This window comes from Methylobacterium sp. J-059 (genome assembly GCF_022829485.1).
Classification (GTDB): domain Bacteria; phylum Pseudomonadota; class Alphaproteobacteria; order Rhizobiales; family Beijerinckiaceae; genus Methylobacterium.
Genome location: NZ_JAKSYA010000032.1, coordinates 118,248 through 131,294, shown reverse-complemented (window position 1 = coordinate 131,294; position 13,047 = coordinate 118,248). Strand labels below are relative to the sequence as shown.

The 13,047-nt window shown below is 69.3% G+C and carries 15 protein-coding genes; 3 read left to right on the top strand and 12 right to left on the bottom strand.

Annotation, left to right across the window (positions count from 1 at the left end):
• Window positions 1–398: 398 nt before the first annotated feature.
• The 3 genes from MKK55_RS02460 (at window position 399) to mscL (ending at window position 2,467) form a co-directional block, all read left to right on the top strand.
• Window positions 399–1,109 carry a phosphatidylserine decarboxylase gene (locus MKK55_RS02460; RefSeq protein ID WP_243933100.1) on the top strand — a complete coding sequence of 237 codons (711 nt, stop codon included), beginning with the start codon at window positions 399–401 and terminating at the stop codon, window positions 1,107–1,109.
• A gap of 12 nt (window positions 1,110–1,121) precedes the next feature.
• On the top strand, window positions 1,122–1,958 hold the full coding sequence (gene pssA / locus MKK55_RS02455; protein ID WP_147726011.1) for a CDP-diacylglycerol--serine O-phosphatidyltransferase: 837 nt from the start codon (window positions 1,122–1,124) through the stop codon (window positions 1,956–1,958).
• 80 nt (window positions 1,959–2,038) lie between these two features.
• Window positions 2,039–2,467 (top strand): large conductance mechanosensitive channel protein MscL, encoded by a 429-nt coding sequence (gene mscL, locus MKK55_RS02450; protein WP_147726012.1) that lies wholly within the window; start codon window positions 2,039–2,041, stop codon window positions 2,465–2,467.
• 3 nt (window positions 2,468–2,470) lie between these two features.
• Here mscL and MKK55_RS02445 read toward each other — a convergent pair whose 3' ends face one another.
• The 12 genes from MKK55_RS02445 to MKK55_RS02390 all read right to left on the bottom strand — a co-directional run bounded on the left by MKK55_RS02445 (window position 2,471) and on the right by MKK55_RS02390 (window position 13,044).
• The gene (locus MKK55_RS02445) at window positions 2,471–2,761 is read right to left on the bottom strand and encodes a hypothetical protein (protein ID WP_147726013.1); all 291 of its coding nucleotides are present in this window, start codon (window positions 2,759–2,761) and stop codon (window positions 2,471–2,473) included.
• A gap of 147 nt (window positions 2,762–2,908) precedes the next feature.
• Window positions 2,909–3,322, bottom strand: a complete 414-nt coding sequence (locus MKK55_RS02440; RefSeq protein WP_147726014.1) for a DUF1236 domain-containing protein — start codon at window positions 3,320–3,322, stop codon at window positions 2,909–2,911.
• 118 nt (window positions 3,323–3,440) lie between these two features.
• A complete protein-coding gene (locus MKK55_RS02435; RefSeq protein ID WP_147726015.1) occupies window positions 3,441–4,184 on the bottom strand; it encodes a NepR family anti-sigma factor in 744 nt (247 codons plus the stop codon).
• A 168-nt stretch (window positions 4,185–4,352) separates the two neighbouring features.
• Window positions 4,353–5,171, bottom strand: a complete 819-nt coding sequence (locus tag MKK55_RS02430) for a class II glutamine amidotransferase (protein ID WP_243933097.1) — start codon at window positions 5,169–5,171, stop codon at window positions 4,353–4,355.
• A 116-nt stretch (window positions 5,172–5,287) separates the two neighbouring features.
• Window positions 5,288–5,599 (bottom strand): oxidase, encoded by a 312-nt coding sequence (locus MKK55_RS02425; protein ID WP_147842551.1) that lies wholly within the window; start codon window positions 5,597–5,599, stop codon window positions 5,288–5,290.
• A 4-nt stretch (window positions 5,600–5,603) separates the two neighbouring features.
• On the bottom strand, window positions 5,604–6,263 hold the full coding sequence (locus MKK55_RS02420) for a cytochrome c oxidase subunit 3 (RefSeq protein ID WP_147842550.1): 660 nt from the start codon (window positions 6,261–6,263) through the stop codon (window positions 5,604–5,606).
• A gap of 10 nt (window positions 6,264–6,273) precedes the next feature.
• The gene (locus MKK55_RS02415) at window positions 6,274–7,953 is read right to left on the bottom strand and encodes a cbb3-type cytochrome c oxidase subunit I (protein ID WP_243933096.1); all 1,680 of its coding nucleotides are present in this window, start codon (window positions 7,951–7,953) and stop codon (window positions 6,274–6,276) included.
• Complete coding sequence (gene coxB, locus MKK55_RS02410; protein ID WP_243933094.1) at window positions 7,950–8,927, bottom strand: cytochrome c oxidase subunit II; 978 nt, start codon at window positions 8,925–8,927, stop codon at window positions 7,950–7,952. The genes MKK55_RS02415 and coxB overlap by 4 nt, the downstream gene beginning before the upstream one ends.
• Before the next feature lie 4 nt (window positions 8,928–8,931).
• The gene (locus MKK55_RS02405) at window positions 8,932–9,408 is read right to left on the bottom strand and encodes a hypothetical protein (RefSeq protein WP_147842547.1); all 477 of its coding nucleotides are present in this window, start codon (window positions 9,406–9,408) and stop codon (window positions 8,932–8,934) included.
• A complete protein-coding gene (locus MKK55_RS02400; RefSeq protein ID WP_243933092.1) occupies window positions 9,405–10,487 on the bottom strand; it encodes a hypothetical protein in 1,083 nt (360 codons plus the stop codon). Before MKK55_RS02400 ends, MKK55_RS02405 begins: the two co-directional genes overlap by 4 nt.
• Entirely contained in the window at window positions 10,484–11,011 is a 528-nt protein-coding gene (locus MKK55_RS02395; protein ID WP_243933090.1) for a c-type cytochrome, read from the bottom strand. The genes MKK55_RS02400 and MKK55_RS02395 overlap by 4 nt, the downstream gene beginning before the upstream one ends.
• Window positions 11,008–13,044, bottom strand: a complete 2,037-nt coding sequence (locus MKK55_RS02390) for a quinol:electron acceptor oxidoreductase subunit ActD (RefSeq protein ID WP_243933087.1) — start codon at window positions 13,042–13,044, stop codon at window positions 11,008–11,010. The genes MKK55_RS02395 and MKK55_RS02390 overlap by 4 nt, the downstream gene beginning before the upstream one ends.
• Window positions 13,045–13,047 lie beyond the last annotated feature (3 nt).

The following is a 13,047-nucleotide window of genomic DNA, read 5'->3' as shown; positions in this document are numbered from 1 at the left end:
GGCTTCGCGGCCGACGACGTTGTCGGAGAGGTACGGCATGGCCTCGGTGTAGTACGGGACCAGCGTCTTCGGCATGATGCGGCCGCTGGCCGGCGTGTGGGGGGGGCCGGCGTTCGTGGTGGAGGTCGGGTCCGAGTCCGTCTGGCGCTCAGCCTGCCCCCGCCGCTGCCGGGGGTGGTGGCCGGCGAAGCCCTTCCGGAGGGGCAGCGGGCGGGGTAGGGAAGCGTGGCTAACTTCTTCCGGCCCTCGCTGACGGGCGGGCCACCCTCCCCCGCAGCGGGGGGAGGGAAGAGGCGCGCGACGGCGCCGGCGGTTGACCTTCGCGCCCTGGGCTGCCATCGCGCGGGTCAAAACCCCGTTGGCCCCGCGCCCTTCGCGCGCCCCTTCCGAAAGACCGCATGAACGACCTTCTCCTGACGATCCGCCGGACGCTCGTCCCGATCCACAAGGAGGGCTACCCCTTCATCGTGATCGGGATCGTGCTCACCGTGCTGGCCGGCACCTTCTCGCAGTTCTTCGGCTGGGTGTTCCTGATCCTGACCCTGTGGGTCTGCTACTTCTTCCGCGACCCCGAGCGGGTGACGCCGGTGGCCGAGGGCCTCGTGGTCTCGCCGGCGGACGGGCGGGTGAACCTGATCTCGACCGTGCTGCCGCCGCCCGAGCTCGACCTGCCCCAGGTGCCGATGACCCGGGTCTCGGTGTTCATGAACGTGTTCGACTGCCACGTGAACCGCGTGCCGGTGACGGGCAAGATCGGGCAGATCCACTACACGCCGGGGCTGTTCCTCAACGCCGAGCTCGACAAGGCGAGCGAGGACAACGAGCGCAACGGGATGGTGATGGAGACCGTGCACGGCGGCCAGCCCGTGCGGGTCGGCGTGGTGCAGATCGCCGGCCTCGTGGCGCGCCGCATCGTCGGCTTCGTCTCGGCCGGCGACCAGCTCTCGGTCGGCGAGCGCTTCGGGCTGATCCGCTTCGGCTCGCGGGTCGACGTGTACCTGCCCGTCGGCACCCGCGTGCTGGTCGGCCTCGGCCAGAAGGCGGTCGCCGGCGAGACCGTGCTCGCCGACCTCGGCGGCGGGCCCGAGCGTTCGTTCCGCCGGATCTGAGGGGAGGGGGCGATGGACGATCTCTTCCCGCCCTTCGAGCCGGACGCGAACGAGCCGCGGCCGCGCCGGTTCAAGCCGGTGCCGTTCCGGATGATCGCGCCCAACATGATCACCCTGATGGCGCTCTGCCTCGGGCTGACCGCGATCCGCCTGGCCTTCGAGGGCAAGTTCGAGCCGGCGGTGATCGCGATCATCGCGGCCGCCGTGCTCGACGGCATCGACGGGCGCGTGGCGCGGCTCCTGAAGGGCACCTCGCGCTTCGGGGCCGAGCTCGATTCGCTGGCCGACTTCGTCAACTTCGGCTGCGCGCCGGCGCTGATCCTCTACGGCTTCGCGCTCCACAACCTGAAATCGCTCGGCTGGATCGTGGCGCTGATCTTCGCCATCGCGATGGCGCTGCGGCTCGCCCGCTTCAACGCGATGCTCGACGACCCGAACCGCCCGGAATGGAAGAAGGACTACTTCGTCGGCATGCCGGCCCCGGCCGGCGCGATGACGGCGATGCTGCCGCTCTACCTGCACTTCCTCGGCTTCGGCTTCGAGGCCTGGGCGGCGCCGGCGATTCTGGTCTACGTGCTCGGCATCGCCCTGCTGGTGGTCTCCACCGTGCCGACCTTCTCCGGCAAGACCATGGGCAAGCGCGTGCCGCGCGGGTGGGTGCTGCCGATCTTCCTGGCGGGCGTGGCCGCCTTCGGCCTGCTGATCTCGTTCCCGTTCGAATCGCTGGTGGCGATCAGCGCCGCCTACATCGTCGGCCTGCCGATCGGCGCCGCGCAGTACCGCCGCCGCGCCCGGCTCGAGCCGGCGGCCCGCATCGAGTCCGGCGAGGACCCGGCCTCGGCGATCTGACGGTGGATGCCGGCCCGCGTGCGCTTGGCGGCCCCCGCCGCCACGCGTAGCGTGAGGTACCTGAAGGCTGGGGACACGCCATGCTCGAAGAGTTCAAGAAGTTCGCGCTGCGCGGCAACGTGGTCGATCTCGCCGTCGGCGTGATCATCGGCGCCGCCTTCGGGGCGATCGTCACCTCGGCGGTGCAGGACGTGTTCATGCCGATGATCGGCGCGATCACCGGCGGGCTCGACTTCTCGAACTACTACCTGCCGCTGTCGTCGAAGGTGCAGGCCGGCGCGGCCTATGCCGAGGCGAAGAAGCAGGGCGCGGTGATTGGCTACGGCCAGTTCATCACCGTGGCGATCAACTTCATGATCGTCGCCTTCGTGCTGTTCCTGGTCATCCGCGCGATGAACAAGCTCGTGACCAAGGAGGAGGCCAAGCCCGAGGCCGTCGCCGAGGTGCCGGCCGACGTGAAGATCCTCGGCGAGATCCGCGACCTGCTCGCGACGCGCCCGAAGGTCTGACCCTCAGGCCGTCGGCTTGGTGCCGGCGGGCTTGCCGTCGTCGGGGGTGACGCCGAAGGCATCGAGGATGCGGTCGAGGGCGTGCTCGACGGCGCCCGTGCCCTCCTCGTGGGTCTTGAGCCGGGTCTCCAGGCGCTGAAGCTGCGGCGCGAAGGTGGCGTCGGGCGCGGGATCGTCGCCGAGGAAGCGCGGCTTCTCCTGGCCCACCGACAGCATCGAGCGCAGCTGCTGGCCGAGATGGTCGCGGACCGGCTCCGGAAGCCCGGCCTTCGGATCGATGGCGTCGTCGTTCATGGTGGGAATTCCCGTTCGCCGTCAGAGCCATAACGGGCGATGCGGCGAAGCGTTGCATGGGCGGCCGAGCGTGCGGTGGGCGCCAAGGAAAAGGGCCCCGGAGCCTGTCGCCCCGGAGCCCTCGCACGTCGCGCGGCGATGAAACGCCTAGTCGATCACTTCGACGATGCGGTGGCCGCGATCGACGAGGACCGGGCGGTTGTTGATCACGGTGTAGCGGGTGCCCGGCTGGACGCGGTACTCGTCGGGCACGTCGTAGTAGGTCACGCCGTCGCCCGGCAGGGTGGTGCCGACGGCGACGCGGCCGTCGTAATCGTAGGAGCGCACGTTGCGCTCGCGGACGTAGCTGCGGAAGCGCGGCTGCATGTCGACGCCGAGGATGCCGCCGACGGTGCCGGTCGCCGCGCCCACCGCGCCGCCGACGATCCCGCCGATCGGGCCGCCGATATCGGAGCCGGTCTCGGCGCCGCGCTCGGCACCGCGGATGGTGCCCTGCGCCTGTGCGGCGAGCGGCAGGGCGAGAACGAGGGCCGAGGCGGCCAGAAGGGTCTTGAACTGCATGGCAAAGCTCCGTCTTCCGATGCTCGCCGCGCCAACCGGCGCCGTGCGAGTGTCGGGCCGGTAACGCACGACCCCCGGAAACGGATGCGTCAAAAAAGACCGATCGTCGGGCGTTCTCTCAGGCGTCCTTGGGCATCGCCGACTGGATGAACCGGTCGGAGCCGAGGTCTTCCTCGTCGTAGCCCAGCAGCTCGGCGAGCCGCCCCCGGGCCCGGCTGACGCGGCTCTTCACGGTGCCGACCTTGCAGCCCATGATGGTCGCCGCCTCCTCGTAGGAGACGCCCTCGGCGCCGACGAGCACCAGCGCCTCGCGCTGGTCGGGCGGGAGCTTGGCGAGCGCCGTCTGCAGGTCCTCGACGTCGAGACGGTCGCCCTGGTGCGGGGCGGTGGCCAGGCGCGCGGCGTAGGAGCCGTCCTGGTCCTCGACCTCGCGGACCCGCTTGCGGTGGTCCGAGTAGAAGATGTTGCGCAGGATCGTGAACAGCCACGCGTTCAGGTTGGTGCCGGGCTGGAAGCGGGCGCGATGCTGCCAGCCCTTCATCAGCGTATCCTGCACGAGGTCGTCGGAGCGGGCCGGGTTCGAGGTCAGCGACAGGGCGAAGGCGCGCAGGCTCGGCACGGCCGCGAGCAGGCCGTTGCGGAACTCCGGCTCGATCGCCTCGCCGCGGGCCTTGAGCGCCGCCTCGAGCTTCGCGATCAGCTCGGCGAAACGGCTCGGCAGCTCGGTCTGGCCCAACGTGTCGTAGGCGCTGCGCAGATGGTCGCCGAGATGGGAGCGGATGGTGTGCGACAGGTTCGGCCGCGCATCCTTGTCGCCGTTTCCAGACTGGCTCGGAAGGGTGTCGGTCTCGTCGCGGGTCATGATGCGTCGCAATCTACGGTCTTCTGCGGGCTCGCGGGTGGTCCGAAGCCGCGAGGCGGAACGTGTCCGGCTCGCGCCTGAGCCGTTCGAGTTGTTCCGTGTCTTTAGCCTATCGCGGCCGCGCTTGCACCTTCGCGACCGTCACATCCAAGTGCGTCGCGCCTCGCCTCAACAGGGCTTCGGCGCGACGACGATGGTGGCCGCCGCCGGCGCGCCGGGTTTCAGCAGGCGGATCGCGCCGTCGCGCAGGGTGATGACGTCACCGCGCGCGAGGTCGGTCCAGCATTCGTCGCGGGTCAACGCCTGCGTCGCCACCACCGACACGACGTCGCGCTCGGTGGTCTCCTGGGCGAAGTCCACCCGCCAATCCTCGTCGATCAGCGTCGCCGTGCCGAAGGGCGCCCGGCGGGTGAGGTAGCACAGGCGCTTGCCGCAATGGGCGTAGAGGGTTCGGCTGTCGGAGAGCAGCATGTTGAACACGCCGAGCGCGTGCAACTCGGCGCAGAGGTCGGCCACCGCGCGGTCGAGCAGCGCGGGCTTGGGCAGGGCCGAGAAGCGCCCCTGCAGGCGGCCGAGCATCCAGCAGAAGGCGTACTCGCTGTCCGTCGACCCGATCGGCATGAACCCGCCGAGCGGAAGCTTCTTCACCCCCTTGAGCTGACCGTTATGCGCGAAGGTCCAGCGCCGGCCCCAGAGCTCGCGCGAGAACGGATGGGTGTTCTCGAGGCTGACGCGGCCGCGATTGGCCTTGCGCACGTGTCCGATGACGATGCGGCTCTTGATCTTGTAGTCGCGCAGCAGGCGGGCGAGTTCCGACTTCGCGCTCGGCTCGGGCTCGTGGAAGCTGCGGCAGCCGCGGCCCTCGTAGAAGCTGATGCCCCATCCGTCCGCGTGCGGACCAGTCTCGCCGCCGCGCCGCGCCAACGCCGCGAACGAGAAGCGGATGTCGGTGGGCACGTTCGCGCTCATGCCGAGCAGTTCGCACATCGTCTCGGAAACTTACCTGATCGGGCGGGGCCTCGGCGCGGATCGTCCGCCGCCCGGATGTCCACTTCGGTTTAGGTGCGTTTCGGACGGCGAACAACCGTGAACCGCACCGCGCGTCAGCGGCCGAGGTAATCCGTCAGCGTCATGCCGACCATGATCGCGACCCAGAAGAAGCCGAGGCCCGAGAACAGCTTCACCAGCGGCGGCTCGTGCAGCACCTCCATCGACACGAGGAGGACGACGAGCGCCATCGCCGCGACGACGACGAGCTCGAGCGCCCAGACCTGCTCGAACGGCAGCGTCGCGCCGAGGGTGACGTTGACCGCGAGCAGGCCCATCAGCGCCAGGAAGGTCAGGACCGGCTTGCGCAGCCGATCCTTCAGGAGCGCGCGGTCGGCGTCGGAGAGGGTCGCGAGCGGGCTGCGCATCGGGCTACCGGTTGACGACGTAGAGGATCGGGAAGGCCATGATCCAGATCAGGTCGATGAAGTGCCAGTACAGGCCGTAGATCTCGATCCAGTTCTGGTGCCGCGACAGGAAACCCGCCTTGGACGCGATCCAGGTCATGCCAAGCAGCAGCGAGATGCCGGTCAGCAGGTGCAGCCCGTGCAACAGCGTCGCGACGTAGTAGAGGTTCACGAACAGGCGCGAGGCCGGGCTCGCCGACAGCTCGTAGGGGCGCGAGCCGAGGAACGGCATCATGTGCTCCTCGTAGTCGGCGTAGTACTCGTAGCCCTTCAGCACGAGGAACAGGCTGCCGAGAGCGGCGGTCGCCAGCATCGCTCGCACCATCGCCCGCTGCCAGCCGATGCGCGAGAACTCGATCGCCATCGACATGGTGAGGCTGGAGACGATCAGCACCACCGTGTTGACGGCGCCGATCCAGAACTTCAGGTGGCGCGCCGCCTCCTGCGTCGCCTCCGGGTGCTGGATCCGCACGATCAGCGCCACCAGGAACAGGGCCGCGAAGAGCAGGAGCTCGGTGATCAGCCACGCCCAGATCCCGAGCGTGGCGGCATAGCGCTGCTGCGCGACGGTCTCGAAATGGTGGGCGCGCTTGATGCCGACGCCGTCGGCGAGACCCGTGCTCATCGCTGCTGGCTCATCGATGCTGCGCCTTGGTTTCCTGCTCCTGGATCGGGTAGTCGTACGGAACCCTCGGCACCTCGGGCGGCGACGCGAAGTTGAGCGTCGGCGGCGGCGAGGTCGTCTCCCACTCGAGCCCCTTGGCGTCCCAGGGATTCGCGGGCGCCTTCCTGCCGAACCACAGGGAATAGATGAGGTAGAGCATCGGGAAGATGTAGCCCGCCGCCAGGATCGTCGCGCCGGCCGAGGAAAGGACGTTCAGAAGCTGGAATTCCGGCGGGTACGTCGCGTAGCGTCGCGGCATGCCGAGGTAGCCGAGGATGAACTGCGGAAAGAACGTCACGTTGAAGCCGAGGAAGATCAGCAGCGCCGAGATCCGCCCCCAGGCCTCGTTGTACATCCGGCCGGTGAACTTCGGCCACCAGAAGTGCAGCCCGCCGAGGAAGGCCAGCACCGTGCCGCCGACCATGATGTAGTGGAAGTGCGCGACCACGAAGTAGGTCGCGTGGATGTGCTGGTTGATCGCCAGCGTCGCCAGGTAAAGGCCGGTGAGGCCGCCGAGCACGAACAGGCCGATATAGCCCATCGCGTAGAGCATCGGCGTGTCGAGGCGGAGCTTCCCCTTATGGATCGTCGCGGTCCAGTTGTAGACCTTCACCGCCGAGGGCACGGCGACCGCGAAGGAGAGCGCCGAGAAGGCGAGCGAGGCGAGATCGCTCTGCCCGTTGATGAACATGTGGTGGCCCCAGACGAAGAACGTCACTGAGGCGAGCCCGATCGCGGCGTAGGCGACGAAGCGGTAGCCGAAGAGCTTCTTCTGGGCAAAGGCCGGGATGATCTCGGAGATCACCCCCATCCCCGGCAGGACCATGATGTACACCGCCGGGTGCGAGTAGAACCAGAACAGGTGCTGGAACAGCACCGGGTCGCCGCCATAGGCCGGATCGAACACGCCGATGTGGAAGGCGCGCTCCATTATCAGCAGGATCAGCGCCGTGGTGATCACGGGCGTCGCCAGCAGGAAGATCAGGCTGGTGGCGTAGTGCGTCCAGACGAAGATCGGCAGCTTGAACCACGTCATGCCGGGCGCGCGCATGGTGTGGATCGTGACGACGAAGTTCAGGCCCGTCAGGATCGACGAGAACCCGACGATCGTCACGCCGATCAGCGCCGGCAGGACCCAGCCGTTCGAGAACGCGGTGGAGAGCGGCGCGTAGAAGGTCCAGCCCGTGTCGATGCCGCCGAGCACCACCGACACCATCGTGAAGAGCGCGCCCGTCATGAAGACGTACCAGCTCGTGAGGTTCAGCTTGGGGAAGGCGAGGTCCTTCGCCCCGATCATCAGCGGGATCAGGAAGTTGCCGAAGGTCGCCGGGATCGACGGGATCAGGAAGAACCACACCATCACCACGCCGTGGATGGTGAAGGCCTTGTTGTAGGTGTCGTTGGCCATCACCGCGCCGTTCGGCACGACGAGGGCCAGCCGCACCACGCCCGCGGCGACGGCGCCGATGATGAAGAACGCGGTGATCGAGGCGAGGTAGAGGATCGCGATGCGCTTGTGGTCGGTGGTGAGGAACCACGAGCGCAGGGTCGATTGGGCGTGGAGATAGTCGGCCGGACGATCGAGCGTCGCCTCCGGCGCGTGCGGCTCGCGGTTCGCGATCCCGCTGTCGATCGTGCCCGATGCGCTCATCGCGTGGCTTCTCCGGACGCTGCGTCGCCCACGGTGCGGGTGTTCGATTTCAGGAAGTCGATCAGGCGGCCGAGGTCGTCCTCCGGGATCACGCCGGCGAAGCTCGGCATGATCTGCTTGTAGCCCTCGGCGAGCCGGTTGCCGTTGGGGTTGCGGATCTTGTCGCGAAGGTAGTCCTCGTCGGCCGTGATCGTGCGCCCGTCCGCCAGTCGCACCGCCCGTCCGTAGAGGCCGGCGAGCTTCGGCGCCTGCACGGTCGAACCGTCGTCGTGGCAGGTTCCGCAGCCGTAGGCATTGTAGATCGCCTTGCCGGCCGCGACCTTCGATTGCTGCGCCCCGGAATGGGTGAGCCAGTCCTGGTAGTCCCCCTGGCTGAGGATCGTCAGGCTGCCCTCCATCGCCGAGTGGTCGGTGCCGCAATATTCCGAGCAGTACAGGTGGAAGGTGCCGGGCTTGTCGGCCTTGAACCACAGCTCGGTGTAGCGGTCGGGCAAGGCCGCCATCTGCACCCGGAGCGCCGGCAGGTAGAGCGCATGGATCACGTCCTGGCTGATGATCCGCAGCTTGATCGGCTGGCCCATCGGCACATGCAGGTCGTTGATCTCGGATTGGCCGGTCGGGTGCTGGAACTTCCACATCCATTGCCGACCGATCGCCTCGATCACCATCGCGTCGGGCGGCGGGTTCTTCGAGATCACGAAGAGCCGCGCGCCCCAGACGAAGAAGATCAGCGTCAGCAGGAACGGGATCAGCATCCAGCTGATCTCGATCAGGTTCGAGCGGATGCCGCTGGTGTCGCGGTTCGCCTTCTGGCCGTCGCGGTACCGGATCGCGAACCAGGTGATCGCCAGGAACACCGGCACGGTGAGCACCAGCGTGAGCACCGTGAAGGCGAGGATCAGGTAGTCGGTCTCGACCGCGACGGCGGAGGCCGCCGCCGGCCAGAGCTCGAGGGCTGCGTGCTTCGGCGTCATCGGCTCACGGGTCCAGCGTTCGGCCGACCGTCAGCGCCATGGCACGGTCGATCGGGATGCGCGCGCGCTGCCGCGAGGCGTCGAGGAAGGCGTAGCCGTCGAGCCGCCGGCCTTCGGCCGCACGCTCGGCAGCGAGGTCGGCGTAGGGGTCGGCCTGAAGGTTCGGTGGCGGGGGAACGAGCCGCGCGGTCTGCTGCGCGGTCAGGCTCGGCAGGGCCTGGCGCTGATCGGTCGAGACCATCGTCTTCAGCCAGATCATCGCTCCGATCACGGCGAGCGCTGTCACCATCAGCCCGGCCATCACGCGGGCCGTGTTGCCGACATGGACGTCAGAGGTTTCGTAGCCCGGCCCGTCCGAGGATCCGGCCTCGCCGGATGCCTTCGCCGTCCCGGGCGAGGAAGGACGGCGGCGCAAGATCGCCAAGCCGGAGATGATCGACGAGACGAAGCCGAACCGGTGCTGCGTGCGCTCGGTGCTCATGCGACCGCGCTCCGCCGGCGCCGGGGCGAGAGAACGGGCATCAGGCGTTGCGCCACCGGCAGCAGGGCCACGGCCAGACAGCAGACGGCGATCGCGGCGAAGGCGTCGCTCCAGCCGATCACGAAGCGGTCGCGCAGAGCGGGCGTCACGAACCAGAACATCTCGACCGCGTGGAGCGCGAGCACCAGCGCCGCCAAGACCCGCGTCGTCGGGCGCCCCGGCCGAAGCGTCGCCAGCGCGCCGAGCAGGACGACGGCCCCGCCGAGGCTCGCGAACGCACGGCCGAGCCAGCCGCCGCGAGCGAAGTACCACAAGACTTCCTGAGGAAGGTTCGCCGACCAGACGATCAGGAACTGCACGAAGTGCAGGAAGGCCCAGAGGCTCAGCAGGACCACCAGCGGCACAAGCCGGTCCTGCCCGGGGACCGCGCGCCCGCGCCCGATCGGCGTCGGCTCCTCCGGTGCCAGGAGGATCGCCGCGGCCAGGGCCAAGCTGCTCCAGGCCGTCAGCACGATCAGACCTTCGAGGCTGGAGCCGAGCCGATGGTCCAGGGATCCGACGAGGTCGGTGACGGCCAGGGTTCCGACGACGGCATGCAGCGCGACCCCGGAGATCGTGCGTCCGTCGCGGGTTTCGCCCGGGACCACGAACCGCGCGGCGAGCCAGACCCAGGCGGCGAGGTACGCGATTACCCGCAGGGCGAAGAGCGGCACCGTGAACCACAAAGCGGCCAGCGGCGTCGCGGGCGGTGCGTCGGTCCATCGATAGATCTGCCCGATGCCGAACAAGACGGGCACGCCCAGGATCGCTGCCACCGGCATCAGCCCGACGAGGCGACGCAAGGACTTGGAAAGCTCGCCTTCGCCGCGGTCGTGCTCGCGCAGGCCGAACCGCTCGAGCGCGATGGCGATCGGAAGCGCGCCGACCGGCAGGGCGAGTAGCGCGAGCCAAGCCGCCAGGTAGGACGTGGCCGCCCCGCGCCAGCCACCCGCCAGCACGGCGAGGATCGATGCTCCGGCGCCGAGGAGCAGCGCGGCGACGGGACGGCGCCGTGCGGCCGAGGCGTAAGCGGCCATCATCGCGACGCCTCCAGCTTGGCCCGATCCTCGGGCGGCAGGCCCGCGACCTCGGTATCCTGGCTCCGTTGCAGGGCGCGGACATAGGCGATGATCGCCCAGCGATCCGCGGAGGGGATCATCTGGCCCATCCCGTACATCGCCCGGTGCCCCTCCGAGATCGCGTGGTACAGGTCGTCGGCCGACGCCGTGCGCTGGCGTTCGGTGGTGAGCTGACCGGCCGAGGGAAAGCCGCGCGCGACGATGATCCCGCGTCCGTCGCCCGAGGCGCCGTGGCACGGGGTGCAGTAGATGCCGTACCGCTCCCGCCCGCGCGCCAGCAGGGTCTCGGTGATGCTCGCCGGCTGCACCGCCGGCTTGGCCGGATCGTTCCGCGGCACGGTGCCGGCGACGGGATGGCGCATCGTCATCGCCTGCGGGAAGAAGCCGTTCCTGTCCCAGGTCTTGGCACGCGGCTGATCGCTCATGTCGGCTTCGCCGCAGGCCGCGAGCGGCAGGACGGCGAGCAGGGCCAGGAGACGCCTCATCGCGGCACCCGGCGGATGTCGAGCGGGCGGCCGGCTTCCGCGGGCAGGGACGCCAGCTTGCGCACGACGCGGTCGGCGTCGAAGCGCTCGCCCTGGGCTTCGGCCGAGAGGAAGTAGCGGTCGTCCGTCGCGCGCAGGAACCCCGGGATGTTGAACGCCGGGTGGTTCAAGCGCGGCAACCGGTTCAGGATCAGCAAGGCAAGGTGGACCGCGATCGTGCCGCTCATCATCGCGAAGGACAGGCTCGGCACCACGAAGGACGGCCACGAGAAGCGCGGACGCCCGCCGATCAGGAACACGTAGTCGTAGGCCGTCCCGTAGACGCACATCCCGAAGAAGGCGGCGCCGCCCGCAAGCGCGCCGAGGATCGCGTAGGCGCGGATCGAGCGCCCGGCGATCCCGAGGGTGCGGAGCACGCGCGGCATCGGCACGGGGCCGTGCGCGTCCAGGTGGACGTGGGCGTCGTTGCGGCCGGACAGGGCGGTGGCGGCGGCCGCGAGGTCCGCTTCCGAGGCGAAGGCGGCGCTGACGCCCCAGAGCGGCGCGTCCTCCGTCCCGTCCCGCTCGCTGGCAAGCGGCCGCGCCTCGGCCTCCTTCACCGCCCTCCGCTCGGCCGCGGCCGCGGCCGGCACGACGGCGAGCGCCAGGCGACGGCTCTCGGTGATCGAGACCGCCGGCAGGTAGCGCAGGAACAGCAGCAGCAGCGTCAGGAACAGGCCGACGGAACCGGCGAAGGTGGCGACGCCCCAGATCGTCTCGCTGTAGGCCAGCCGCGAGGAGGGCAGGAAATCCTGGGCCAGCGTCACCACGAGGACCATGACGTGGTCGGCGTAGGCGCCGATCGCGATCAGGACGCCGATCAGCGCGACCGCGAGCGGCGACCGGCGCAGGCGGGCCGACCAGAACGCCTGTGCCGGAATCAGCAGGCACGCGACGACGGTCCAGAAGGCCCAGGCATGGGCGCCCGTCATCCGCCGGATCAGCACGTCGCGTTCCTGCTGGTCGCCGTGCAGGAACGTCGAAAAGAACTCGGTGGCGTAGCAGTACAGGCTGGCGCATCCGAGGCAGAGCATCAGCCGGGCGAGGATCTCGAGGTGCCGTGCCGAGATCAGCCCGTCGAGGCGGTAGACCGAGCGGATCAGCACCACGATCGCGGCGGTGACGCCGACGCCCGAGAACACGGCGTTGACGAGGAAGGTCACCGGTAGGATCGTGTCGTGCCAGCCCGGCATCACCGAGCCCGCGAGCATCACCGAGGCGCCGGTCTGGAGCGAGACCACAAGCAGCACGCCGAGCAGCGCGATGGTGCGGTAGGCCTGCGACCAGAGCTGCCAATGCGCCGCCGATCCGCGCCAGCCCGACGCGACGATCCCGTAGGCCTGCGCCTTCAGGAGCGACCGCTTCCGGGGGCGGCCGTGGGCCTTCTCCTGCGCCAGCGCATCCTCGACGGCGCGGTCGCGCAACGACGCGAGATCCGGCAGCAATCCGATGTACCAGAGGCTGACGCAGACCACGAGGTAGGACACGATGTCGATCGCGTCCCACAGGAGTGGAGAGCGGAACTGCGGCCAAAGGTCGTAGGTGTTCGGATAGGGCAGGTTCCAGAAGAAGAACCACGGCCGGCCGAGATGGATGATCGGGTAGAGGCCGGCGGCGCAGGTGCAGAGCAGGGCGACCGTCTCGGCGACCCGGTTGACGGCGCCGCGCCATTCCGCCCCGAGCAGGAGCAGCACCGCGGAGACGAGGAGGCTGCCGCTGGCAACGCCGATCCACCAATCGTAGCTCGCGATGTCGAGCGCCCACACGACGGCGTTGTTGTTCCCCCAGATGCCGACGCCCGTCAGGAGCAGGTAGCACAGCACCCCGCCGAACAGGCCGAGCAGGGCGAGCGCGCCGGCGAAGGCGATCCACCAGCGGCGGTTCAACGGATGCGTCAGCGGGACCGAAGCGACGGCGCGGCCGATGCCGTGCAGCGTCGCGTCGGGGCCGATCAGGCCGGTGCCGGATGGTGGCTGGAGCGTGGCTCCCGACATGGC

Bases quoted from the DNA above. Each gene is read 5' to 3' on its own strand.
- mscL (WP_147726012.1), top strand. From the start codon at position 2,039: ATGCTCGAAGAGTTCAAGAAGTTCGCGCTGCGCGGCAACGTGGTCGAT.
- MKK55_RS02435 (WP_147726015.1), bottom strand. From the start codon at position 4,184: ATGACCCGCGACGAGACCGACACCCTTCCGAGCCAGTCTGGAAACGGC.
- MKK55_RS02395 (WP_243933090.1), bottom strand. From the start codon at position 11,011: ATGAGGCGTCTCCTGGCCCTGCTCGCCGTCCTGCCGCTCGCGGCCTGC.
- MKK55_RS02415 (WP_243933096.1), bottom strand. From the start codon at position 7,953: ATGAGCGCATCGGGCACGATCGACAGCGGGATCGCGAACCGCGAGCCG.
- MKK55_RS02460 (WP_243933100.1), top strand. From the start codon at position 399: ATGAACGACCTTCTCCTGACGATCCGCCGGACGCTCGTCCCGATCCAC.
- MKK55_RS02390 (WP_243933087.1), bottom strand. From the start codon at position 13,044: ATGTCGGGAGCCACGCTCCAGCCACCATCCGGCACCGGCCTGATCGGC.
- MKK55_RS02445 (WP_147726013.1), bottom strand. From the start codon at position 2,761: ATGAACGACGACGCCATCGATCCGAAGGCCGGGCTTCCGGAGCCGGTC.
- coxB (WP_243933094.1), bottom strand. From the start codon at position 8,927: ATGACGCCGAAGCACGCAGCCCTCGAGCTCTGGCCGGCGGCGGCCTCC.
- MKK55_RS02425 (WP_147842551.1), bottom strand. From the start codon at position 5,599: ATGCGCAGCCCGCTCGCGACCCTCTCCGACGCCGACCGCGCGCTCCTG.
- MKK55_RS02440 (WP_147726014.1), bottom strand. From the start codon at position 3,322: ATGCAGTTCAAGACCCTTCTGGCCGCCTCGGCCCTCGTTCTCGCCCTG.
- pssA (WP_147726011.1), top strand. From the start codon at position 1,122: ATGGACGATCTCTTCCCGCCCTTCGAGCCGGACGCGAACGAGCCGCGG.
- MKK55_RS02420 (WP_147842550.1), bottom strand. From the start codon at position 6,263: ATGAGCACGGGTCTCGCCGACGGCGTCGGCATCAAGCGCGCCCACCAT.
- MKK55_RS02400 (WP_243933092.1), bottom strand. From the start codon at position 10,487: ATGATGGCCGCTTACGCCTCGGCCGCACGGCGCCGTCCCGTCGCCGCG.
- MKK55_RS02430 (WP_243933097.1), bottom strand. From the start codon at position 5,171: ATGTGCGAACTGCTCGGCATGAGCGCGAACGTGCCCACCGACATCCGC.
- MKK55_RS02405 (WP_147842547.1), bottom strand. From the start codon at position 9,408: ATGAGCACCGAGCGCACGCAGCACCGGTTCGGCTTCGTCTCGTCGATC.